Source organism: Falsiroseomonas sp. (genome assembly GCF_051859025.1).
Taxonomy (GTDB): domain Bacteria; phylum Pseudomonadota; class Alphaproteobacteria; order Acetobacterales; family Acetobacteraceae; genus Falsiroseomonas.
The window spans coordinates 160435-181109 of the sequence record NZ_JBHYGL010000001.1 but is presented as its reverse complement, the minus strand read 5'-3'; the positions used below and the strand labels follow the sequence as shown (position 1 = coordinate 181109).

Here is a 20675-nt window from a genome sequence, read left to right as displayed (position 1 = left end):
CAGGGGCGGGCGTGGCAGGAAGGTTCAGCCCGCGAAGGGGTCGCGCAGCATGATCGTGTCGTCGCGGTCCGGGCTGGTGGACAGCAGCACCACCGGCGCCTCCACCAGTTCCTCGATCCGGCGGACATACTTCACCGCTTCCGCCGGCAGTTCGGCGTAGCTGCGGGCACCGGCGGTGGAGCCCGACCAGCCGGCCATCACCTCCCACACCGGTTCCGCCTTCTCCTGCGCCGCGATGGAGGCCGGCAGGCGCTTCACCACCTCGCCGCCGATCCGGTAGCCCGTGCAGATGCGCAGTTCCGGCAGCCCGTCCAGTACGTCGAGCTTGGTCAGCACCAGGCCCTCCACGCCGCCGACCTTCACGGCCTGGCGCACCATGCAGGCGTCGAACCAGCCGCAGCGGCGCGGCCGGCCCGTCACGGTGCCGAATTCGCGCCCCCGCTCGCCCAGCAGCTTGCCGGTGGCGTCATGCAGTTCCGTCGGGAAGGGCCCGGCCCCGACGCGGGTGGTGTAGGCCTTGGCGATGCCCAGCACGTAGCCGATCTGCTTCGGCCCGATGCCCGACCCCGCCGCCGCATTGCCGGCCACGGTGTTGGAGGAGGTGACGAAGGGATAGGTGCCGTGGTCCACATCCAGCATCACGGCCTGCGCGCCTTCGAACAGCACGCGCTTGCCGGCGTGATGCGCCTCCTCCAGCAGGGCCCAGACCGGCTCCGCATAGGGGAGGAGTTGGGGCGCCAGTTCCAGCAGGCGGTCGAGCAACGCCTGCTTCTCGAAGGTCGGCGCGCCGAGCCCCTTCAGCAGCGTGTTGTGGTGCAGCAGCAGTTCATCGAGCTTGTGGGACAGCACCGCGGGCTCCGCCAAATCGCCCAGGCGGATGGCGCGCCGCGCCACCTTGTCCTCATAGGCCGGGCCGATGCCGCGGCCCGTGGTGCCGATGGCGGACGCCCCGCGCGCCACTTCCCGCGCCTTGTCGATGGCGGGGTGCAGCGGCAGGATCAGCGGCACATTCTCCGCGATGCGAAGGTTGTGCGGGCCCACATTGAGGCCCTGCGCGTTGACCTTCGCCACCTCCATCAGCAGGTGCTCGGGGTCCAGCACCACGCCATTGCCGATGACGCCAAGCTTGCCGCGCACCACGCCGGACGGCAGCAGCGACAGCTTGTAGACGTTGTCGCCGACGACGAGGGTATGGCCCGCATTGTGGCCGCCCTGGAACCGCACGACGATGTCGGCCCGGCTTGCCAGCCAGTCCACCACCTTGCCCTTGCCCTCGTCGCCCCACTGGGCGCCGATCACGGCAACATTCGCCATCGCGCTGTCTCCCTGGCCGGCCTTCGGGCCGGTGCGTGGTGAGAAGAAACCGTCAGACCGGAACCGCGTCGCCCGCGCCGTCCATGTGATGCGTGCAGCGCAGGCTGTCCGGCGTGTCGCCGGCCGACAGCTGCGCCACCGTGGCAAAGCCCTGCGCCCGCAGCGCCGCCGCAAGGGCGCCATCGGCGCCGGCGGGGATGAAGACGCGCCGCCGCGGCGGGGCCGCCGCCACCGCGCGCAGCATGGCATCGGGGTAGAGCGTCATGCCAGTCGCCGGCTCCTCCCCGGACAGGTACCGGCCACCGCGCGCCAGTTCCCCGGTCAGGCCCTCGCCGAAGATCGTGAAGGCGACGCCGGTGTGGTAACGGAAGCCGCGGAACTCGACAGGGTCCAGCGTGATGCGCAGCCCGGGCGCGCGGGCGCGCAGCGCCACCACGATCGCCGCCGCATTGTCGGCGATGGCCCGCGCCGCCGGGGGCAGGTCCGCCGCCGCAAGCGCCGCCAGCGCGCCATCCACCGGCCCGGCCGAGGCCAGCAGCGCCGGCAGCAGAAGCGCCGCGCCGCCGCCGGCTTCCGCCCGCGCCGTCACCGCCGCCATGTCCTTCCGGTCCAGCGCCCGGCCGAGCCGCCGCCGGTCCTCCCCCTCCACCCCCGCCGCATCCAGCAGCGCGGGGGCCAGGCGAGGCAGCGTGATGTCGAGCGACGCGCCGGTGATGCCGACCGCGGCCAGGGCTTCCGCCGCCACCGCCGCCACTTCCGCATCCGCTTCCGCGCTGTCGGCGCCGATCAACTCGATCCCCGCCTGGGGCAATTGCCGCGCGGGGGCCAGCTGCGTGCCATGCACGCGCAGCACCTGGCCGGCATAGGAAAGCCGCAGCGGCCGGGGCACGCGGGCCAGCCTGGTCGCCGCGATGCGCGCCACCTGCGGCGTCGTATCCGCCCGCAGCCCCATCATCCGGTGGCTCACCGGGTCCATCAGCCGGAAGGTCTGGTCCGCCACGGCGGCGCCGGAGCCCGCGAGCAGGCTGTCCTCGAATTCCAGCAGCGGCGGCTTCACCCGTTCATAGCCGTGCCGCGCGAAGACCTCCGCCAGCACCTCGACGAGCATCGCCTCGCGCTCCGCCTCGGGCGGCAGCACGTCGGACAGGCCGGCGGGCAGAAGGGCGGGGTTGGGCGGGTCGTCTGTCATTGGTCTTGCGGTGTGAACAGGCGGCGCGTGTGTGGCAGGGGGGGCGCCCCGCCGCAACCCCTGCCCCGCGCATGACCGCCCCCGGGATTAGGCGAGAAAGATGTCGAAATCCGCCCGCAGCCCGCCATCAACGGGCGCGACCCGGGCCGTCAGCAGCGCCCGCTGGTCCGGCGCCAGGCGGCGCAGCAGCATGTCGCCCTCGTTCCGGGGCTCATCCGGGAAATAGACCTGCGTGGTCAGCGCCGTGCCGCCCGCCGCCGGCTGCGCCCGCAAATGGATGTGGCGCGTGCGGCCGGGGTAGAGGCCCGGGCGGATGGTGCGGAAGGCGTAGCGCCCGGCGCCATCCGCCACCGCGCGGCCAAAGCCCTGGAAGCCCGCATCGCGCTGCGCCAGGCGGGAATCCCCGGGATGGAGGTAGATGCCCTGGTCATCCGCCTGCCAGATCTCCACCCGCGCCCCCGGCAGCGAGGTCCCGTCGGCGGCGCGCACCACGCCTTCCAGCAGCAGCGGCACGCCCCGGGCCGGCGCCGCCTGCCCCGCCACGCGCAGCAGATCCGCATCCGCATCGACCGGGATGGCGCGGGGGTAGTAGGGGCCTTCCATCTGGGCGGGCGTGCGCACCACCTGCGCGGCGGCGGGCGTCACCAGCAAGGCGGGGGCGACCAGCAGCAGGCGGCGGGGCATCAGGACGGTCATGGCGGCATCGTTCCTCTTGATGTCCGACCGGATAATCCGCCCCCCGGCTTGAAGGCGAGTGAAGAAGCGTGACCGGATTCGCCCTTGGCGCCGGCGCCTTCGCCCGCCACTCTGGCCAGGACAGACGGAGACCCCGCCATGCGCCGCGCCACCCTGCGAAGCCTGCCGATCCTGGCCCTGCTGGCGATGGGCGCCTGCGCCGATCCGGCGGCCGAACACCTGGGCGGCTTCGGGGATCCGGTGCGCGGCGCCGCGATGCACGCGCCCTTCATCCTGGGCGATACCGCCCTCCTCGCTGGGCAGCCCGCCCGCGCCGCCCGCGCCGCGGTGCAGATGGAGGTGCTGGCCCAGGGCTTCGCGGCCGATGCCCCCTTCCGCCACGACACATCCGGCAGCGTGCAGCACGCCACCGCCCTCGGCCGGGCGGAGATGCGCCGCGCGCTCGGCATCGCGCCGGATGCGCCCGCGGATCTGGTCATCGATACGCTGCGCGATGCCGCGGCGGCGCTGGATGCCGGCAGCCCCGCCCGGGCGGAGGCCGCGCTCTCCGGCCCCGCCTACCCCGCCGGCGCGGCGGCGACGCTGGCCCGCCTCAACCGCCTGCCCTACCTGCCCCGCGTGGCCGAAGCCGCCGGCGCCGCGTGGCAGGAAGTGCGCCGCCGGGACGGCTTCGGCCGGAGGGGCTGAGGCACGCCGGCAAGCCGCCGGGGGCTTCGCGCGTTCAGGCGCTGGCGCCCCCCAGTCGCGACGCCCTTTCGCGACATTCGACGGCATCGCCTTCCATGCCGAGGCGCCGATAGCTTTCGGCGAGCAGGCCAAGGGCGTGCCGCATCTGCCCCTGGCCCTGATCCGTGTCACGCCAGCGCTGGACCGCCCTTCCCGCCTGCCAGAAGACCTCACCGAGCGTGCAGACCTCCCGGTGCCATCCGACGTCCGCGCAGAGGTCCATGAGAAACAGGACGAGGTCCGGCCGGTCGCCGCCGCCGTTGCGACGGACTCCCTGTATGGCGACATTCGCAGCCGCGATGCGGTTGCCTGACGCCAGCAGGGCGCGTGCCTTTTGCAGCACCTCATCGAGAGCGCCGTCGGGGCCCGGGCGCCCGGCGCCGCCTGCGCCACGGGCCGCTTCCGCCGTCACGGCGCGGCTCCCGCATCGTCGATCATGGCCGTAAGCCGGCCCACATCGATCGCGAAATCGGATCCCTGCTCCGCGGGCTCTCCGAGCATGTACTGGTAACGACACCCCATCGCGCGACCCAGCCCCACATAGGCATCGGTGCCCCTGCCAGGATTGAAGATCTCGATCACCCGCGGGTTGCGGTGGGCGAATGCGAGATGCGTGAGGCCCGCGCCGTGCGAGGCGACGATGAAGTCGGCCTCCGACATGAGACGCACCTGATCCGCTGGCGGGATGTGCCCGAGCGCGACGCTCGTGAAGCCGCGCTGCTCCAGGGCTCGCCAGAGCTCCTCCTCGTTCACGACCTTCCGGGTCGCCGCATCGGCACGGGAGATGTAGAGGCGCCGCGCTGGCGCCACCGAGGATTCATGGCTGGCGACGCGGCGCAACCCGGTCGCGAAGCGGCGCAGATGCTCGACGGAGTTCGCGTGGAGGAGGTGGGCGGGATGCGAATTCGGCCTGGTGCCGCTGTCGCTGAACCAGCAGAGGTAGCCGCTTGGGCGGAACCGGCACGGCCCGTCCGGAAAGATGAATTGCGCGGTGTCCAGGCCGTAGGCTTCGGCCATGCCTGCCAGCATGAGCGCGGAGTAGCCGTTCAGCCGGGACGGGACGATGAAGAAAGCCTCCCGGGCCCGATCGGGGAACATCTGGAGGTAGAAGCCGACGCGATTGAGCCAGCAGAGCGTGAAATGGGAGATGTTGCGGCCGTTGAAGATGTCGCCGATGAGGATAGCGTCCCCGGGCAGGTCCACCGCGGGACAGCCGAGTATCGACCGGCCGAGCGCCATCGGGCTCGCGCCCATGAAGACGCGGTGCTCATCGGCGCTGAAGGCCTGGTACCAGAGGGAATCGGCGTAGAGGACCGCGCCTCGCTCCCGGAACACGTCGTATTCGCGGCGGCGCGGTGCTGCCGACAGGCGACGAAGGGGCGTGCCGACCGCGAAATCGGGATCGAAATACTCGTTCGCCGACTCCGGGCGTCCCTTCACCACCTCCGGCGGGGGCGCCGGTTCCAGGTAGTAGTCCCGTCTATCCAGGCCGGCGGCCTGGAAGACAGCGTCCTCCAGCCACCCATCCTTCGTGAACAGGCCCCGAGGCGGCACCTCCACGCCCGACTGCGCGGCAAGCTCGGCCAGTTCCTGGCGAACCCGCTTCTGCTCCCGCCCACCACGGAAGGTCATGTTCATCAGGTAGTAGTGGAGCTTGCGCGAGAAGCTTTCGGTTCCTCGGTGCTGCAGATGAACCCGCGCCATCTTCGCGATGTCGACCTGGGCCTTGTTGGGATCCGCATCGAGCGGAACTTGAGGGGCTCCTGACGTCTGCAATGGTCGCGCCCGCCTTGCGATGACGCCGCCGCTTACCCGGAGCATGGGTGACGGCACGTGAAGTGGCCCCATCAGACCGGCGTTGCGGCCTGGCGGAACTGCCCCGCTTTTGCGGCAAGGCGGGCGACCACTCTCTCGAACCGCGCCAGGCTTGTGAAGCCGTGCGCGTCATGACCGCGGACACGATTGCGGCATCGGGCGCGATGGCCCGTCGCGGGCTGCAAGACGATTCCGCAACCCCGCCCGCCGAGGGACGCTTTGCCGCCAGCGACGCACAACGCGCCGCGAGGGAGCAGAGAGACAATGCCGCAACTCGCCGCCACCGTCCGTCACATCGCCGAGGGCGTGAAGGGCTTCACCATCACCGCCGCCGTCAAGAACATCGAAGGCTGGGAGGAAACGCTCGGCAAGGTGGAGACACCGGGCGCCAAGGGGATCGTCCGTGACCTGGAACGCCTGAGGAAGCTGATCCAGTCCGACGACATCGATGGCGACGCCGTCAGGAAGATCATCGCCAGGCTGGGCGAGGAGACGGTGACGATGGCCGGCAAGGCCGATGAGCCGAAGGGCGGCCGCATCAAGGAACTGGGCGAGGCGCTGACCGCCGCCGCCAAGTGAAGGCAGCGCCAGCCGCCCGGGCGATCCCGGGCGGCTGGACCACCGTTCAGAAGGCCAGCGGCACCGCCCGCACCACCAGCGGCAGGCCGCGCACCGCCGCCAGCACGGCATCCGGCACCGGCCCATCCAGCCCCACCAGGCAGATCGCATCCCCGCCCGGCTTGTCGCGGCCGAGGTGGAAGGTCGCGATGTTGATGCCCGCCTCCGCCAGCGTCGTGCCGAAATGGCCGATGAAGCCGGGCCGGTCCTGGTTGGTGACGTAGAGCATGTGCGGCGCGAAATCGGCCTCCACCGGAATGCCCTTAACCTCCACCAGGCGCGGCTTGCCCGTGCCGACCAGCGTGCCCGCGACGCTGCGGGTCCACTCATCCGTCACCAAGGTGACGCGCAACAGCGTCGCGTAGTCACCGCTCCGTTCCAGCACCGTCTCCGCGACCTCGATCCCCCGCTCCTTCGCGAGCGCCGGCGCGTTCACCATGTTCACCGCGCCCATCATCGGCGCCAGAACACCCGCGAGGGCCGCGGCCGTCAGCGGCTTCTGGTTCAGCTCCGCCGCCGCGCCTTCGTATTCCACGCGGATGGCCTTCACCTCATCGCCCACATTGGCGGTGAGCTGCCCGGCCAGCGCGCCGAGTTGCCGCGCGAGTTCCATGTAGGGGCGCAGCCGCGGTGCTTCCTCGGCAGACACGCTCGGCATGTTGATCGCATTCGACACAGCGCCAGACAGAAGAAAGTCGCTCATCTGCTCCGCCACCTGCAGCGCCACATTCTCCTGCGCCTCTGCCGTCGCGGCGCCGAGATGCGGGGTGCAGACGACGTTCTCCAGCGTGAACAGCGGGCTGTCCGTCGCCGGCTCCACCTCGAACACATCGAGTGCGGCGCCGGCCAGGTGGCCGGATTTAAGCGCGTCATACAACGCCGCCTCGTCCAGCAGCCCGCCGCGGGCGCAGTTGATGACGCGCGCGCCCTTCTTCAGCGCGAAGATCCGCTCCCGGTTCAGGATGTTCTTCGTCTGCTCGGTATAGGGCGCGTGGATGGTGACGATGTCCGCGCGCGCGATCAGCGCATCGAGGTCCACCTTCTCCACCCCGATCTCCAGCGCCCGCTTCTCGGACAGGAATGGATCGAAGGCGACGACCTTCATGTGCAGGCCATTGGCGCGGCTGGCGACGATGGAGCCGATATTGCCGGCACCGATCAGCCCGAGCGTCTTGCCCGTCAGTTCCACGCCCATGAAGCGGTTCTTCTCCCACTTCCCCGCCTTGGTGGAGGCGCTGGCCTCCGGCAGCTGGCGGGCCAGGGCGAACATCATCGCGATGGCGTGCTCCGCCGTGGTGATGGCGTTGCCATGCGGCGTGTTCATCACGACGACGCCGCGCGCGGTCGCGCTCGACACATCGACATTGTCCACGCCGATGCCCGCGCGCCCCACGACCTTGAGGCGCGGCGCGGCATCCAGCACTTCCCGCGTCACCTTGGTCGCGCTGCGCACCGCGAGCCCGTCATACTGCCCGATGATCTCCCGCAGTTCCGCGGGCTTCAGGCCAGGCTTGAAATCAACCTCGATGCCCCGTGCCTGGAAGATCGCGATGGAGGCCGGAGACAGCTTGTCGGAGATGAGAACCCTGGGCGCCGACATCAGGCAGCCACCTTCTTCGCATCGGCGGCCACGCTAGCAAAAGCCCAGTCGAGCCAGGGCAGCAGCGCGGCGATGTCGCTGGTTTCCACCGTCGCGCCGCCCCAGATGCGAAGCCCCGGAGGCGCGTCGCGATAATTCGCGGCGTCGAGCGCAACCCCTTCCTTCTCCAGAATCGAAGAAAGCTTCTTCGCCGCCGCCGCCTGCCCGTCCGCATCCAGCGCCGTGAACCACGGCGCCACGATCTTCAGGCAGATGGAGGTGCAGGACCGCGTCGCCGCGTCATCCGCCAGGAAGGCCGCCCAGTCGCTGGTTGCGACCCAGCCCGCGATGGCGGCCAGGTTCGCCTCCGACCGCGCGACCAGCCCCTTCAGCCCGCCGACGCTTTCCGCCCAGCGCAGCCCGTCGATCGCGTCCTCGACGCACAGCATGGAGGGCGTGTTGATCGTTTCGCCCTTGAAGATGCCCTCGTTGATCTTCCCGTCCTTGGTCATGCGGAAGATCTTCGGCATCGGCCAGGCCGGCTTGTGGGATTCGAGCCGCGCGACGGCGCGCGGCGACAGCGCCAGCATCCCGTGCGCGGCCTCGCCGCCCAGGACCTTCTGCCAGGACCAGGTCACGACATCCAGCTTCGCCCAGGGCAGTTCCATGGCGAAGGCGGCGCTGGTCGCGTCGCAGATCGCCAGCCCCTCGCGGTCATCCGCGATGAAGTCCGCATTCGGCAGCCGCACGCCACTGGTCGTGCCGTTCCAGACGAAGACGAGGTCGCGCTTCGGATCGACCTGCGCCAAATCCGGCAACTGCCCGTAGCCCGCCGACAGAACGCGCACGTCCGTCAGGCGCAACTGCTTGGTGACGTCCGTCGCCCAATCCTTCGAGAAGGATTCCCACGCCAGGATATCGACGCCCTTCGGCCCCAGCAGCGACCACAGCGCCATCTCCACCGCGCCGGTGTCCGATGCGGGCACGATGCCCAGGCGCCAATCCTTCGGCATGCCGAGGATCGACTTGGACAACTCGATGGCTTCGGCGAGCTTCGCCTTCGGGTCCTTGGCGCGGTGGCTGCGCCCGAGCAGCGCGCCTTCCAGCGCGGCCAGCGACCAGCCGGGGCGCTTGGCACAGGGACCAGACGAGAATCGGGGATTGGACGGACGGATGTCCGGCTTGGTGCTCATGGCGGTGGCTCCCTTCCAGAAGCGAATGCGCCCCGGTGGGGGGGCGTGGCCCGCCGCAACAGGTAGTCCCGCGACGCGCTACCCGCAAGCGCCCCCTCGCTTGCCCACTTCTTGCATGCCAGTCTTCGCACGCTGAACCGGAGCCCCGCCCATGCCTCGCCTGACCCGCCGCGCCGCCCTGGCCCTGCCCGCGATCCTTGCAGCCCCGCTCACCGCACGGGCACAGTCGCGGACCATCACCCTGATCTGCCCCTTCGGGCCCGGCACCAATGTCGACCAGATCGCGCGCCTCATCGCGCCGGAACTGGGCAGCCGCCTGGAACGCCAGGTGGTGGTGGAGAACGTGACCGGCGCCGGCGGCACCATCGCCACCGAACGCGCCGCCCGCGCCACGCCGGACGGCACCACCCTGCTCATCGGCGTCGAAAGCACGATCAACGTCGCCCAGCTCGTCACCCCCTCCACCACCCGCTACGACGGGCTGCGCGACTTCGCGCCGATCCACATGATCGCGACGCTGCCGCTGCTGCTCATCGGCCGCCCGAACCTGCCCGCGAGCTTCGCGGAGCTGATCGCGATGAGCGCATCCCGCCCCGCGCCCTTCAGCTTCGGCAGCTCCGGCACCGGCACCTCCCTCCACCTGTTCGGCGAATTGCTGGTGCAGCGGGCGAACCTGAAGATGGAGCACGTGCCCTATCGCATGGGCGCGCAGATGCTGACGGATGTGATGAGCGGGCAGCTCGACCTGGCCATCAGCACCCTGACCAGCAGCGCGCCCATGGTGCGGGACGACAAGGTGCGCGCCTGGGGCGTGTCCTCCCCGACAAGGCACCCCTTCCTGCCCGCCATGCCGACCTTCGCGGAACAGCCGCAGACCGCGGGCATGTCCATGGAAGTCTGGCAGGCCGTCTTCGCCCCCGCGCGCACGGACCCCGCCTTCGTCGCGCGCGTCTCCGCCGCCGCGGCGGCCGCGATGGCGACACCGGAACTCCAGCGCCGCATCCGCGACATCGGGCAGACGCCGAGCACGCTGACAGGGGATGCGCTCAACACCTTCCTGCGGGAGGAAAGCGCGCGCTACGAGGCGCTGGTGAAGGCGGCGAATATCCAGCCGCAATAGCCTGACCCGTTCCGGGGGGAGCGCCGCTCCCCCCGATACCCCCCGCGCCAGGGCCGTGACGGCCCTGGACCGTCGTCAGTCAGCGGGGTGCCGACCCCAGTGCGGCGCTGCCACCCGGCAGCGGCAGCGCCTGGCCAACCGGGGCCAAGGCGCCATCCTCCGCCACGCTGAACAAATTCAGGCTCTGCTCCACCATGTTGCCGACCATCATCATCCGGCCGGCCGTGTTGAAGACCGCGCCCTGGGACCAGGTGCCGACCCGCCCCTCCCCCGCCGGCACGAAGCGCATATTCTCCACCCGATAGGTCCGCACCAGGCCAGGGCCCCGGAACGGCGAATTCTCCGCCTTGTTCGACCCGTTCATCACCGTCACGGCGACGACCTTCCCGTCCGGACTGACGGTAATCCCCTCCGGCGTCTGCCCCACCGTCAGCGTGTGCACCACCCGCCAGGTGCCGGGATCGCCGCGCAGGCTGATGAGGCTGATCGTGTCCTCATCACCCCCGCCACGCCCGATATTCGCCACCGCCGCCCAGCTCCCATCCGGCGCGATGCCGATGCCATAGGGGCGCAGCCCCGCGGAGATCGTGCGGTTCGTCCGCGTCACATTCTCCCCATTGATGGCCAGCACATGGATGAAGAAGTCGCCATCCCGCGTCACCAGCGCATGCCGCCCATCCGGCGTGATGGACACGGCGGAAACGCCCGTCGCCGCCGGCCCGATCTCCACCGTGCCCACGGCCTCCAGCCGCCCATCCCTGATGCGGAAGACGGAAACGCTGCCCGCTTCCCGGTTCGCCACCAGCGCCAGCGTCCCGGCGCGGTTCACCGCGATGCCGGCGGGGCCGCGCCCCGTCTCCAGCGTCTGCACGACAGCCGGCGGCGTCGCGCGCAGATCGATGACGGACAGCACATTGTGCGGCACCGTCCGCGTATCATTCGCCGGATCGATCCGCTGGTTGGCCGTGACCAGCACAAGCCTTTCATCCGGCGTCAGCGTGACGGAGGAAGGCGGCCCGACGACGGAGACCGGCGCCTCCACCTCCGCCACCTGGCGCGGCGGCGTCACCGAGAAATCGAAGACCGTCACGGTATCGGCAGGCGGGCTCGCCGCGATCACCGTCATGCCGTTGATGAGCCTGGCCTTGGAATCATTGGCTGAGGCAACGAGTTGCGCCTGCGCCGGCACCGCTGCCAGCGCAAGCAGCGCCGCGCCCGCGAGTAGGGTGTGTTTCAAGGTTTGTTCCTCCCCAGCCGGATCATGGCTCCGGTCGCGCGATCCTCCGCCCTCACCGCCGCGCGACGCAAGCGCCGATGGGCTTGCAAGCCGCCAGGGGCCGGGCCAATCGACAGGGGGATGCAAACGGGGGAAGCCACATGATCGGCGTGGATTGGGGCACCAGCAGCCTGCGGGCCTATCGCATCGGCGCGGATGGCGCGGTGACGGACCGGCTGGACCGGCCGGGCGGCATCCTGACGGTGGAGGGCGGCCGCTTCGCCGACGCGCTGCGCGACACGATCGGCCCCTGGATCGCCGCCGGCGAAACCCGCGTGCTGCTCTGCGGCATGATCGGCAGCCGCCAGGGCTGGGTGGAGGCCCCCTACCTCCCCTGCCCCGCCGGCCCGGCCGAGATCGCCGGCGCCACCATCCCCGTGCCCTTCGAGGATGCGGAAACCCGCCTGGTCCCCGGCCTGACCAGCAGCGACGAAGCCGGCGTGCCCGACGTGATGCGCGGCGAGGAGACGAAGCTGGTCGCGCTGGCCGACCTGCTCGGCGATGCGCCGGCGCTGGCCTGCCTGCCCGGCACCCACAGCAAATGGGCGCATCTCGAAGGCGGCCGCGTCACGCGCTTCACCACCCAGATGACGGGGGAGGCCTTCGCCGCCCTGTCCCAGCACACCATCCTGGCCCGCACGGCGCAGGATGGGCCGGACCAGCCGGAGGCCTTCGCCCGCGGCCTGGCCCGCGCCCGCCAGCCCGGCGGCCTGCTGCACCACCTCTTCGGCACGCGCGCCCTCCACCTGATGGACCGGCTTCCCGCCACCGAAACCCGCTCCTACCTCTCCGGCCTGCTGATCGGGCATGAAGTCGCTTCCGCCTCCAAGGGCGCGACGCGCGTGCAACTGGTCGGCGCCGCGGGCCTCGCCGCGCTCTACGAAACCGCGCTGCGCGATGCCGGCATCGAGGTCACGACCCATGACCCGGACCTGGTCGCATCCGGGCTGCACCACATCGGCAGGAGCCTCGGATGGCTGTAACACTGAAGGACTGGCTGGCGCGCTGCCCGCTGGTGGCGATCCTCCGCGGCGTAAGGCCAGAGGAGGTGGAGGCGATCGGCGATGCGCTGCTGGCCGCCGATATCCCCGTGCTGGAAGTGCCGCTGAACTCCCCCGACCCGCTGGAGAGCATCCGCCGCCTGGCCACGCGATTCGGCGACCGCGCGCTGGTCGGCGCGGGCACGGTGACGGACCCCGGCGATTGCGCGCGCATCGCGGCCGTGGGCGGGCGCCTGATCGTGACACCCCATGCCGACCCCGCCGTGGTTCGCGCCGCCAAGGCGCAGCAGATGATCTGCGTGCCCGGCTTCTTCACACCCGGGGAGGCCTTCGCCCTGCTCGCCGCCGGGGCCGATGGCCTGAAGCTGTTCCCGGCGGAGGCCGCATCCCCCGCCGTCCTCAAGGCGATGCTGGCGGTACTGCCGAAGGGCACGCCGGTGCTGCCGGTGGGCGGCATGGACGCCACCACCATCCCCGCCTGGCGTGCGGCGGGGGCGGCGGGGTTCGGGATCGGCAGCGCCATCTACAAGCCGGGCGACGATGCCGCCGCCGTGGCGGCCAAGGCGGCCGCGCTTCGTAACGCCTGACCCTTATGTAATATACAAATGGCCGCCTTGCCTGGACCGGCAGGTGCGGGCATTGATTGCGCATCCGGCGGTCTCCGCCGCGTCCAAGAAACGAACAATCCAGGGAGCTCATGGGATGCTGATCCAACGCCGCCACCTCGCGGCCCTCGGCGCCGCCGCCTTTGCCGCGCCGGCGCTGGTGCGCCCGGCCTCCGCGCAGGAACTGACGCTACGCCTGCACCATTTCCTGCCGGCGGTGTCCAACGTGCACCGCCACTTCCTGATGCCCTGGGCGCAGAAGATCAGCACGGAAAGCCAGGGCAAGCTGCGCGTGCAGATCTTCCCCTCCATGCAGTTGGGCGGCGCGCCGCCCCAGCTCTTCGACCAGGCCCGCGACGGCGTGGTGGACATCGTCTGGACGCTTCCCGGCAACACCCCCGGCCGCTTCCCGCGGATCGAGGTCTTCGAACTGCCCTTCGTCGGCAGCCCCAAGGCCGGCCCCAACGCCAAGGCGACCTGGGAATTCTACACCACGCATCTCCGCGACGAATTCCGGGAAGTGCATCCCATCACGGTGTGGACCCATGACGGCGGCGTCATCCACGCCAACAAGCCGGTCAACCGGCTGGAGGATATGCGCGGCCTGAAGCTGCGCTTCCCGACCCGCCAGGCCGGCGAGGCGCTGCGCGCGCTGGGCGCCGCCCCCATCGGCATGCCCGTCCCCCAGGTGCCGGAAGCCGTCAGCCAGGGCGTGATCGACGGCGCCGTGGTGCCGTGGGAGGTCGTGCCCTCCATCCGCCTCCAGGAACTGGTGCGCAACCACACGGAGATCGTGGGCGCCCCGACCCTCTACGCCGCCTCCTTCATCCTCGCGATGAACAAGGCGAAGTATGAGGCGATGCCGGCCGAACTGCGCACCGTGCTGGACGCCAATTCCGGCATGGTGGCCGCCGAGATGGCCGCCAAGGTCTGGGACGAACAGGGCCCGGTCGTGCGCGAACAGGTCGCCCGCCGGCGGGACAACCGCATCGTCCAGCTTTCCGCGGCCGAGAAGGAGCGCTGGATGATCGCCTGCCGCCCGGTGCTGGACAATTGGCTCGCCGCGTCGCGCGAACGCGGCTTCGATGGCGCCGGCCTGCTGGCCGATGCACGCGGGCTGATCGCCAAGCACGGCGGCTGAGACCACCGCGGCCAAGGCCGGCCCCCCACACGCAGAGGAGCCGGCCTTGTCCGAGCCTGACGCCCGCCCCGCGCCGCCGAGCGGCCCGATCGCGACCCTAGCGCGGGTGCTGGCCTTCGCCGGCGGCATCTCCCTGCTCGTGGGTGCCGGCATCACCACCACGTCGGTGCTGCTGCGCTGGACCACCAGCCAGCCCATCCGCGGCGACTTCGAGATGGTGCCAATCGCCACCGGCATCGGCGTCTTCGGCTTCCTCGCCTATGGCGCGCTGATGCGCGCGAACATCCTGGTGGACACCTTCACCACCTGGCTGCCGAAGCGCGTGACGGATGTGATGGACGGGTTCTGGACGCTGGTCTGGGCCGCCATCACCCTGTGGCTGGCGGAACGCATGGTCATCGGCTCGCTCGATACGCTTTCCTCCGGCACCCGCACCATCGGCCTGCTGGCGCTGCCCTATTGGTGGGCCATCGGCATCGGCGCGCTGTGCTTCGCGGCCACGGGACTCGTGGCCCTATGGTGGGTGCCGCGGCACCTGCGGGGGCAGGGCTGATGGCGCCCGAATTCGTCCTGGCCGCGACGGGCTTCGCGGTGCTGCTCGGCCTGATCGCGATCCGCGCGCCGGTCGGGCTTTCGATGCTCATCGTCGGCATCGGCGGCTATGTCCACATCCTGGACTGGAGCACGCTGGGCAACTACCTCAAGACCACGCCCTACCATCTGTTCGCGAACTACACGCTTTCCGTCATCCCGTTGTTCATCCTGATGGGGGCGCTGGCGGAACGGGGTGGCCTGGCGAGGGACCTGTTCGCCGCCGCCAATGCGCTGATCGGCCGCAAGCCCGGCGGCATGGCCATGGCGGTGATCGGCGCCTGCGCCTGCTTCGGCGCGGTCTGCGGTTCATCGGTCGCCACCACCGCCACCTTCGGCCGCGCGGCCCTGCCGGAGTTGCGGCGCTTCGGCTACCCCGCTGGCTTTTCCGCCGGCACGGTGGCCGTGGGCGGCACGCTCGGCATCCTCATCCCGCCCAGCGTCATCCTGGTGGTCTATGCCATCAGCACCGAACAGAACATCGCCAAGCTCTTCATGGCGGCGCTGATCCCCGGGCTGCTCGCCACCGTCCTCTACCTCATCGCCATCGCCATCGTCGTGAAGCTGAAGCCCGAACTCGGCCCGCCCGGGGAAGCGCCCAGCCCGGCGGAGCGGCGTGAGGCCTTCCTCAACGTCATCCCCGTGCTGCTGATCGCGATCGTCGTCGTCGGCGGCATCTATGGCGGCGTCTTCACGCCCACGGAGAGCGCCGCCGTCGGCTGCATCGCGACGCTGGCCGTCGGCGTGCTGCGCGGCACGCTGAAGCCCCGCCAGGTGAGGGAAAGCCTCTTCGCCACGGCGGAGACCACGGCGATGATCTTCGCCATCCTGCTGGGGGCGGAGGTCTTCAACACCTTCCTCGCCTTGTCGCAGGCGCCGGATTTGCTGGCGATGTGGATCACGGAGCAGGACTTTCCTCCGTACGGCGTCCTCGTCATCCTCCTCGTCGCCTACATCATCCTCGGCGCGGTGATGGATGAGTTGGCGATGATCCTGCTGACGCTGCCGGTCTTCTTCCCCGTCGTCACGGCGCTGGATTTCGGCCTGACGACGGAGGAAACCGCCATCTGGTTCGGCATCCTCGTCCTCGTCGTGGTCGGCATCGGGCTGACCGCGCCGCCCATCGGGCTGAACGTCTTCGTCGTCTCCGGCCTGGCGAAGGACGTGCCGATCTCCCAGATCTACAAGGGCGTCATGCCCTATCTGGCGATGGACGTGATCCGCCTGGTGCTATGCGTCATCTTCCCGGGCATCAGCCTCTGGCTGGTGAACTTCCTGACGGGATGATCAGCGCGCCGGCGGCATCTCCGTCGGCCCGCCCGCCTGCTTCCAGGCCGTGATGCCCCCGCCGAGATGGGCGACGCCTTCCAGCCCCATCTCCTGCGCCGTCCTGGCCGCCAGCGCGGATCGCCAGCCGCTGGCGCAGTAGAACAGGAAGCGCTTCTTCTCCTGGAAGACCGGCTTGGCATAGGGGCTGTCCGGGTCGATCCAGAATTCCAGCATCCCGCGCGGGCAGGCGAAGGCGCCGGGGATGCGGCCCTCCCGCTGGATCTCCCGGGGGTCGCGAAGGTCCACGAAGACCACGCCGGGGTCGCCCTGCAGCGCCAGGGCCTGCGCCGCTTGCAGCGTCTCCACCACCGCATCGGCTTCCGCCAGCAATTCCTTGTAGCCCTTGCGCATCGCCCTACCCCCCAAGCATCGCCTGGCAGGATAGGGCGCACGCGGCGCGGGAGGCTAGGTGCGCTCCGGGTGCACCGCCGGGCCGGGGGGCGCCGGGCCGGGATCGGTCGGGCCTTCCACCGGCCGCTGCGGCGGCTCATGCACCGCGGGGCCGACCGGCGCCGGGCCGGGGTCCGGCTTCCGTTCGGGCTGGACGCCGGTATTGCTCCCGCCGCCGCGTTCCTGTGAACCACTCATCCGCCGCTTCCTTCCGTTCGCATGGCGTCCCGAACGCGCGGCAACCGGGCGGGTTCGCCGGGGGGATCGGTTGACGCCAGCGCCGCCCGGCGGCACCAACGCGCCACGAAAGAGGGGACCCCCACCATGGCCGACGCCTTCATCTGCGACGCCGCCCGCACCGCCATCGGCCGCTATGCCGGCGCGCTCAAGGATGTCCGCCCGGACGACCTCGGCGCCGTGCCGCTGAAGGCGCTGATGGCCCGCAACCCCGGCGTGGACTGGGCCGCCGTCGATGACGTGATCTTCGGCTGCGCCAACCAGGCGGGCGAGGACAACCGCAATGTCGCGCGCATGTCCGCCCTGCTGGCCGGCCTGCCGGAGGGCATCCCGGGCGCCACCGTCAACCGCCTCTGCGGTTCCGGCATGGATGCCGTCGGCATCGCCGCCCGCGCCATCAAGGCCGGAGAGGCCGACCTCATGCTGGCCGGCGGGGTGGAGAGCATGACCCGCGCGCCCTTCGTCATGGGCAAGTCGGCGGAAGCCTTCGGCCGCGCCGCCGAGATCTACGACACGACGATCGGCTGGCGCTTCGTGAACCCGAGGATGAAGGCCGCCCACGGCATCGATTCCATGCCGGAGACGGCGGAGAACGTCGCCCAGGATTTCAGCATCAACCGTGCGGACCAGGACGCCTTCGCCTGGCGTTCGCAGCAGCGCGCCGGCGCGGCGATGGCCAGCGGCCGCTTCGCGCAGGAAATCGTTCCCGTCTCCATCGCCCAGAGGAAGGGCAACCCGATCATCGTCGACCGGGACGAACACCCCCGCCCCGACACGACGATGGAGGCGCTGGCGAAGCTCGGCACGCCCTTCCGCAAGGAAGGCGGCAGCGTGACCGCGGGCAATGCATCCGGCGTCAATGACGGCGCCTGCTCCATCATCCTCGCCAGCGAAGCCATGGCGGCGAAGTCCGGCCTGACGCCCCGCGCGCGCGTGGTCGCGGCCGCGACCGCCGGCGTCGCGCCGCGCATCATGGGCTTCGGCCCGGCGCCGGCGGTGCGCAAGGTGCTGGCCAAGGCGGGCCTGTCCCTGTCCGACATCGCGGTGATCGAGCTGAACGAGGCCTTCGCCGCCCAGGCCCTGGCCGTGACCCGCGACCTCGGCCTGCCCGACGATGCCGAATTTGTGAACCCGAATGGTGGCGCGATCGCGCTCGGCCACCCGCTGGGGATGAGCGGCGCCCGCCTGGTGCAGACAGCGGTGCAGGAACTGCACAACCGCCAGCAGCGCTACGCGCTGGTGACGATGTGCATCGGCGTCGGCCAGGGCATCGCGATGGTGCTGGAACGGGTCTGACACTCGACAACTTCAAAACGGGTCTGGAATCAGGCCCCAGGTCTCTCCCGCACAGCGCAACGAAGTGATACGGATCGCGCCGGGGCAGTGCGGGGGAACAGGATGTTTCTGCAACTCGGGGACATCGTTATGCATGCGGTGGTGGAGGGTCCGGCGGAAGCGCCGCCCCTCCTCATGCTGCATTCCATCGGCACGTCGCTGCACGTGTTCGATCCGCAGGCCGCGGCCCTGTCGCGCCACTACCGCGTCATCCGCATGGACCTCCGGGGCCATGGCATGTCCGGCGTCACGGATGGCGATTATTCCATGGCGCTCCATGCGCGGGATGCCGTCGCGCTGCTGGATTCGCTCGGCATCCGGCAGGCGCATGTGCTGGGGCTTTCCATCGGCGGGCGCATCGCGATGGAACTCGCGGTGCTGGCGCCCGATCGCGTCGCGTCGCTGATCCTGATGGACACCGCGCTGGAATTCCCGCCGCCCCAGGCCTGGCAGGATCGCATCGACGCGGTGCTGGAGATCGGCACCCAGGCGCTGGTCGAAGTGGTCATGCCGCGCTGGGTGGTGGATCCCTCCCTCGCTTCCTCCCAGGGCCTGCGCCAGATGCTGCTGCGCACGGATCGCCGCGGCTATGCCGGTTCCGCCGCCGCACTCCGCGATGCCCGTGCGGTGGACGTGGCGGGGAAGATCACCTGCCCCACCACGGTCGCCGTCGGCACCAGCGACATCGCGACGCCGCCGGCCATGTCCCGCGCCATCCAGGACGCCGTTCCCGGCAGCCGCTACGTGGAAATCCCCGAGGGCGGCCACCTGCCGACCTTCGAACGCGCCGCCGACACCACCGCCGCGATCCTCGGCCACTTCGCCGCCTTCGCGCCCCCGCCGGGCTATGATGCGGGCCTCGCCATCCGCAAGCAGGTGCTGGGGGAGGCGCATGTCGCCCGCGCCAGCGCCAACATCACGCCACTGGATGCCGCCTTCCAGGAATGGATCACGGCCAATGTCTGGGGCGGCGTCTGGACCCGCCCGGGCCTGCCGCGCCACACCCGCAGCCTGCTGACCCTCGGCATGATGGCCGCCCTCGGCCGGCATGAGGAGTTCGAGTTGCATGTCCGCGCCACCCGCAACACCGGCGTGACGCCGGAGGAGATCGGGGAGGTGCTGCTGCAGGTCGGCGCCTATGCCGGGGTGCCAACGGCCAATTCCGCGTTTAAGATCGCCAAGAACGTGCTCAAGGAAGGCTGACTCGAGAATGAGCGACCCAGTCCCCTATCGTAGGCCCGACCCGGCGACCCAGCCGCCCTATGACGCCCCGTCCTATGGCAGCACCCATAAGCGCCACCCGAAGCAGCCGATGCTGCGCGTCCCGCACACGCTGACGGAAACCACCGCGCCCCGCTTCGACCAGCGCTTCTACGGCACCCAGGCCGATATGAGCCAGGTGAACGGCAAGGGCGCGCTGGGTGAGCGGATCATCGTCGCCGGCCGCGTGACGGATGAGGATGGCCGCCCCTGCGCCAACACGATGGTGGAGGTCTGGCAGGCCAATGCCTCCGGCCGCTACCATCACCCGCGGGACCAGCACGACGCGCCGCTCGATCCCAATTTCGAAGGCCGCGCCCGCATCTTCACCGATGCCGATGGCCGCTATTCCTTCGTCTCCATCAAGCCTGGCGCCTATCCCTGGCGGAACCACCACAATGCCTGGCGGCCGATCCACATCCATTTCGGCCTGCATGGCGCCGGCTGGGCGCAGCGCATGATCACCCAGATGTATTTCCCGGGCGACCCGCTGCTGGCGCTGGACCCCATCTTCAACACCACGGCGGATGAGGCCGCGCGCAACCGCCTGGTCTCCAGCTTCGACCTCGATGTGACGAAGCCGGAATGGGCGCTGGGCTACCGCTTCGACATCGTGCTGCGCGGCCGCGACGCCACGCCCTTCGAGAATGCGTAAGGGGGACGCGCCATGACACCCGCAACGGCCCACCAGACCGCCGGCCCCTACTGGCACATGATCGATTTTCCTGAGTGGGCGGACCTGCTTCGCGCGGACGGCCCCAATGCAGGCGCGCAGGGCGAACGCGTCACCCTCACCGGCCGCATCACGGATGGCGACGGCGCCGCCGTGGTCGATGGCCTGGTGGAGATCTGGCAGGCCGGCCCGGACGGCGCCTATGAATCCGGCTTCCACGGCTTCGGCCGCTGCGCCACCGATGGCGAAGGCCGCTTCCGCTTCACCACCGTGAAGCCTGGCCCCGTCCCCGGCCTCGGCAACGCCACCCAGGCGCCGCACATCACCATCACCCTTTTCGCCCGCGGCCTGATGCGCCACGTCGTGACGCGCGCCTATTTCCAGGGCGAGGCCCTGAACGCCACCGACCCCGTGCTGGCGATGGTCGAAGACCCCGCCCGCCGCGCGACGCTGGTCGCGAAGCCGGCCGGCGATGGCGTCTGGACCCTGGACATCGTGCTCCAGGGCGAAGGCGAGACGGTCTTCCTCGACGTCTGAAGGGCGGGAGAACCCCCACCCAACCCTCACCCCGCGAGCGCGGGGGAGGG

At 70.5% G+C, this 20675-nt stretch carries 22 protein-coding genes; 12 read left to right on the top strand and 10 right to left on the bottom strand.

Going from position 1 to position 20675, the window contains the following annotated elements:
• Positions 1 to 24: 24 nt before the first annotated feature.
• The 3 genes from ACTIE5_RS00885 to ACTIE5_RS00875 all read right to left on the bottom strand — a co-directional run bounded on the left by ACTIE5_RS00885 (position 25) and on the right by ACTIE5_RS00875 (position 3199).
• The gene (locus tag ACTIE5_RS00885; protein ID WP_439547801.1) at positions 25 to 1314 is read right to left on the bottom strand and encodes an adenylosuccinate synthase; all 1290 of its coding nucleotides are present in this window, start codon (positions 1312 to 1314) and stop codon (positions 25 to 27) included.
• Positions 1315 to 1366: 52 nt separating this feature from the next.
• Complete coding sequence (locus ACTIE5_RS00880; RefSeq protein WP_439547800.1) at positions 1367 to 2503, bottom strand: ATP phosphoribosyltransferase regulatory subunit; 1137 nt, start codon at positions 2501 to 2503, stop codon at positions 1367 to 1369.
• An 87-nt stretch (positions 2504 to 2590) separates the two neighbouring features.
• Positions 2591 to 3199, bottom strand: coding sequence for a hypothetical protein (locus ACTIE5_RS00875; protein ID WP_439547799.1), 609 nt, complete (start codon positions 3197 to 3199; stop codon positions 2591 to 2593).
• 138 nt (positions 3200 to 3337) lie between these two features.
• Between ACTIE5_RS00875 and ACTIE5_RS00870 the strand changes: the two genes are divergently transcribed.
• Positions 3338 to 3886 carry a hypothetical protein gene (locus tag ACTIE5_RS00870; protein WP_439547798.1) on the top strand — a complete coding sequence of 183 codons (549 nt, stop codon included), beginning with the start codon at positions 3338 to 3340 and terminating at the stop codon, positions 3884 to 3886.
• A gap of 34 nt (positions 3887 to 3920) precedes the next feature.
• On the opposite strand, the gene ACTIE5_RS00865 is transcribed toward ACTIE5_RS00870, so the two are convergent.
• Both ACTIE5_RS00865 and ACTIE5_RS00860 read right to left on the bottom strand, forming a co-directional pair.
• Positions 3921 to 4337: a hypothetical protein gene (locus ACTIE5_RS00865; RefSeq protein WP_439547797.1), complete on the bottom strand. Its 417-nt coding sequence runs from the start codon at positions 4335 to 4337 to the stop codon at positions 3921 to 3923.
• Positions 4334 to 5746 carry a glycosyltransferase family 61 protein gene (locus ACTIE5_RS00860; RefSeq protein WP_439547796.1) on the bottom strand — a complete coding sequence of 471 codons (1413 nt, stop codon included), beginning with the start codon at positions 5744 to 5746 and terminating at the stop codon, positions 4334 to 4336. The genes ACTIE5_RS00865 and ACTIE5_RS00860 overlap by 4 nt, the downstream gene beginning before the upstream one ends.
• Positions 5747 to 6004: 258 nt before the next feature.
• Here ACTIE5_RS00860 and ACTIE5_RS00855 point away from each other — a divergent pair, with 258 nt between their 5' ends.
• Positions 6005 to 6319 carry a hypothetical protein gene (locus ACTIE5_RS00855; RefSeq protein WP_439547795.1) on the top strand — a complete coding sequence of 105 codons (315 nt, stop codon included), beginning with the start codon at positions 6005 to 6007 and terminating at the stop codon, positions 6317 to 6319.
• Positions 6320 to 6365: 46 nt separating this feature from the next.
• On the opposite strand, the gene serA is transcribed toward ACTIE5_RS00855, so the two are convergent.
• Together serA and ACTIE5_RS00845 are read right to left on the bottom strand one after the other, a co-directional pair.
• Positions 6366 to 7958 (bottom strand): phosphoglycerate dehydrogenase, encoded by a 1593-nt coding sequence (serA, locus tag ACTIE5_RS00850; RefSeq protein WP_439547794.1) that lies wholly within the window; start codon positions 7956 to 7958, stop codon positions 6366 to 6368.
• Positions 7958 to 9130, bottom strand: coding sequence for a phosphoserine transaminase (locus tag ACTIE5_RS00845; protein WP_439547793.1), 1173 nt, complete (start codon positions 9128 to 9130; stop codon positions 7958 to 7960). The genes serA and ACTIE5_RS00845 overlap by 1 nt, the downstream gene beginning before the upstream one ends.
• A 151-nt stretch (positions 9131 to 9281) precedes the next feature.
• Between ACTIE5_RS00845 and ACTIE5_RS00840 the strand changes: the two genes are divergently transcribed.
• Entirely contained in the window at positions 9282 to 10250 is a 969-nt protein-coding gene (locus tag ACTIE5_RS00840; RefSeq protein WP_439547792.1) for a Bug family tripartite tricarboxylate transporter substrate binding protein, read from the top strand.
• Between the two features lie 79 nt (positions 10251 to 10329).
• On the opposite strand, the gene ACTIE5_RS00835 is transcribed toward ACTIE5_RS00840, so the two are convergent.
• Positions 10330 to 11487: a beta-propeller fold lactonase family protein gene (locus ACTIE5_RS00835; RefSeq protein ID WP_439547791.1), complete on the bottom strand. Its 1158-nt coding sequence runs from the start codon at positions 11485 to 11487 to the stop codon at positions 10330 to 10332.
• 140 nt (positions 11488 to 11627) lie between these two features.
• Between ACTIE5_RS00835 and ACTIE5_RS00830 the strand changes: the two genes are divergently transcribed.
• The 5 genes from ACTIE5_RS00830 (at position 11628) to ACTIE5_RS00810 (ending at position 16151) form a co-directional block, all read left to right on the top strand.
• Entirely contained in the window at positions 11628 to 12509 is an 882-nt protein-coding gene (locus ACTIE5_RS00830; RefSeq protein WP_439547790.1) for a 2-dehydro-3-deoxygalactonokinase, read from the top strand.
• Positions 12500 to 13114, top strand: a complete 615-nt coding sequence (locus tag ACTIE5_RS00825) for a 2-dehydro-3-deoxy-6-phosphogalactonate aldolase (RefSeq protein ID WP_439547789.1) — start codon at positions 12500 to 12502, stop codon at positions 13112 to 13114. The genes ACTIE5_RS00830 and ACTIE5_RS00825 overlap by 10 nt, the downstream gene beginning before the upstream one ends.
• 115 nt (positions 13115 to 13229) lie before the next feature.
• Complete coding sequence (locus tag ACTIE5_RS00820; protein ID WP_439547788.1) at positions 13230 to 14273, top strand: TRAP transporter substrate-binding protein; 1044 nt, start codon at positions 13230 to 13232, stop codon at positions 14271 to 14273.
• 46 nt (positions 14274 to 14319) lie between these two features.
• Positions 14320 to 14826, top strand: a complete 507-nt coding sequence (locus tag ACTIE5_RS00815; protein WP_439547787.1) for a TRAP transporter small permease — start codon at positions 14320 to 14322, stop codon at positions 14824 to 14826.
• The gene (locus tag ACTIE5_RS00810) at positions 14826 to 16151 is read left to right on the top strand and encodes a TRAP transporter large permease (RefSeq protein WP_439547786.1); all 1326 of its coding nucleotides are present in this window, start codon (positions 14826 to 14828) and stop codon (positions 16149 to 16151) included. Before ACTIE5_RS00815 ends, ACTIE5_RS00810 begins: the two co-directional genes overlap by 1 nt.
• On the opposite strand, the gene ACTIE5_RS00805 is transcribed toward ACTIE5_RS00810, so the two are convergent.
• Both ACTIE5_RS00805 and ACTIE5_RS00800 read right to left on the bottom strand, forming a co-directional pair.
• Positions 16152 to 16544 carry a rhodanese-like domain-containing protein gene (locus tag ACTIE5_RS00805; RefSeq protein WP_439547785.1) on the bottom strand — a complete coding sequence of 131 codons (393 nt, stop codon included), beginning with the start codon at positions 16542 to 16544 and terminating at the stop codon, positions 16152 to 16154.
• A 54-nt stretch (positions 16545 to 16598) separates the two neighbouring features.
• Positions 16599 to 16781, bottom strand: a complete 183-nt coding sequence (locus ACTIE5_RS00800; RefSeq protein WP_439547784.1) for a hypothetical protein — start codon at positions 16779 to 16781, stop codon at positions 16599 to 16601.
• Positions 16782 to 16907: 126 nt separating this feature from the next.
• On the opposite strand from ACTIE5_RS00800, the gene pcaF reads away from it, so the two are divergent.
• The 4 genes from pcaF to pcaG all read left to right on the top strand — a co-directional run bounded on the left by pcaF (position 16908) and on the right by pcaG (position 20625).
• On the top strand, positions 16908 to 18116 hold the full coding sequence (gene pcaF, locus ACTIE5_RS00795) for a 3-oxoadipyl-CoA thiolase (RefSeq protein WP_439547783.1): 1209 nt from the start codon (positions 16908 to 16910) through the stop codon (positions 18114 to 18116).
• 102 nt (positions 18117 to 18218) lie between these two features.
• Entirely contained in the window at positions 18219 to 19358 is a 1140-nt protein-coding gene (gene pcaDC, locus ACTIE5_RS00790; RefSeq protein WP_439547782.1) for a bifunctional 3-oxoadipate enol-lactonase/4-carboxymuconolactone decarboxylase PcaDC, read from the top strand.
• A 7-nt stretch (positions 19359 to 19365) separates the two neighbouring features.
• Positions 19366 to 20070, top strand: coding sequence for a protocatechuate 3,4-dioxygenase subunit beta (pcaH, locus tag ACTIE5_RS00785; RefSeq protein WP_439547781.1), 705 nt, complete (start codon positions 19366 to 19368; stop codon positions 20068 to 20070).
• Between the two features lie 12 nt (positions 20071 to 20082).
• The gene (gene pcaG / locus ACTIE5_RS00780; RefSeq protein ID WP_439547780.1) at positions 20083 to 20625 is read left to right on the top strand and encodes a protocatechuate 3,4-dioxygenase subunit alpha; all 543 of its coding nucleotides are present in this window, start codon (positions 20083 to 20085) and stop codon (positions 20623 to 20625) included.
• The last annotated feature ends 50 nt before the right edge of the window (positions 20626 to 20675 follow it).

Coding starts and splice junctions, on each gene's coding strand:
- ACTIE5_RS00885 (WP_439547801.1), bottom strand. CDS start 1,314: ATGGCGAATGTTGCCGTGATCGGCGCCCAGTGGGGCGACGAGGGCAAG.
- ACTIE5_RS00880 (WP_439547800.1), bottom strand. CDS start 2,503: ATGACAGACGACCCGCCCAACCCCGCCCTTCTGCCCGCCGGCCTGTCC.
- ACTIE5_RS00875 (WP_439547799.1), bottom strand. CDS start 3,199: ATGACCGTCCTGATGCCCCGCCGCCTGCTGCTGGTCGCCCCCGCCTTG.
- ACTIE5_RS00870 (WP_439547798.1), top strand. CDS start 3,338: ATGCGCCGCGCCACCCTGCGAAGCCTGCCGATCCTGGCCCTGCTGGCG.
- ACTIE5_RS00860 (WP_439547796.1), bottom strand. CDS start 5,746: ATGCTCCGGGTAAGCGGCGGCGTCATCGCAAGGCGGGCGCGACCATTG.
- ACTIE5_RS00855 (WP_439547795.1), top strand. CDS start 6,005: ATGCCGCAACTCGCCGCCACCGTCCGTCACATCGCCGAGGGCGTGAAG.
- serA (WP_439547794.1), bottom strand. CDS start 7,958: ATGTCGGCGCCCAGGGTTCTCATCTCCGACAAGCTGTCTCCGGCCTCC.
- ACTIE5_RS00845 (WP_439547793.1), bottom strand. CDS start 9,130: ATGAGCACCAAGCCGGACATCCGTCCGTCCAATCCCCGATTCTCGTCT.
- ACTIE5_RS00840 (WP_439547792.1), top strand. CDS start 9,282: ATGCCTCGCCTGACCCGCCGCGCCGCCCTGGCCCTGCCCGCGATCCTT.
- ACTIE5_RS00830 (WP_439547790.1), top strand. CDS start 11,628: ATGATCGGCGTGGATTGGGGCACCAGCAGCCTGCGGGCCTATCGCATC.
- ACTIE5_RS00825 (WP_439547789.1), top strand. CDS start 12,500: ATGGCTGTAACACTGAAGGACTGGCTGGCGCGCTGCCCGCTGGTGGCG.
- ACTIE5_RS00820 (WP_439547788.1), top strand. CDS start 13,230: ATGCTGATCCAACGCCGCCACCTCGCGGCCCTCGGCGCCGCCGCCTTT.
- ACTIE5_RS00810 (WP_439547786.1), top strand. CDS start 14,826: ATGGCGCCCGAATTCGTCCTGGCCGCGACGGGCTTCGCGGTGCTGCTC.
- ACTIE5_RS00805 (WP_439547785.1), bottom strand. CDS start 16,544: ATGCGCAAGGGCTACAAGGAATTGCTGGCGGAAGCCGATGCGGTGGTG.
- ACTIE5_RS00800 (WP_439547784.1), bottom strand. CDS start 16,781: ATGAGTGGTTCACAGGAACGCGGCGGCGGGAGCAATACCGGCGTCCAG.
- pcaF (WP_439547783.1), top strand. CDS start 16,908: ATGGCCGACGCCTTCATCTGCGACGCCGCCCGCACCGCCATCGGCCGC.
- pcaDC (WP_439547782.1), top strand. CDS start 18,219: ATGTTTCTGCAACTCGGGGACATCGTTATGCATGCGGTGGTGGAGGGT.
- pcaH (WP_439547781.1), top strand. CDS start 19,366: ATGAGCGACCCAGTCCCCTATCGTAGGCCCGACCCGGCGACCCAGCCG.
- pcaG (WP_439547780.1), top strand. CDS start 20,083: ATGACACCCGCAACGGCCCACCAGACCGCCGGCCCCTACTGGCACATG.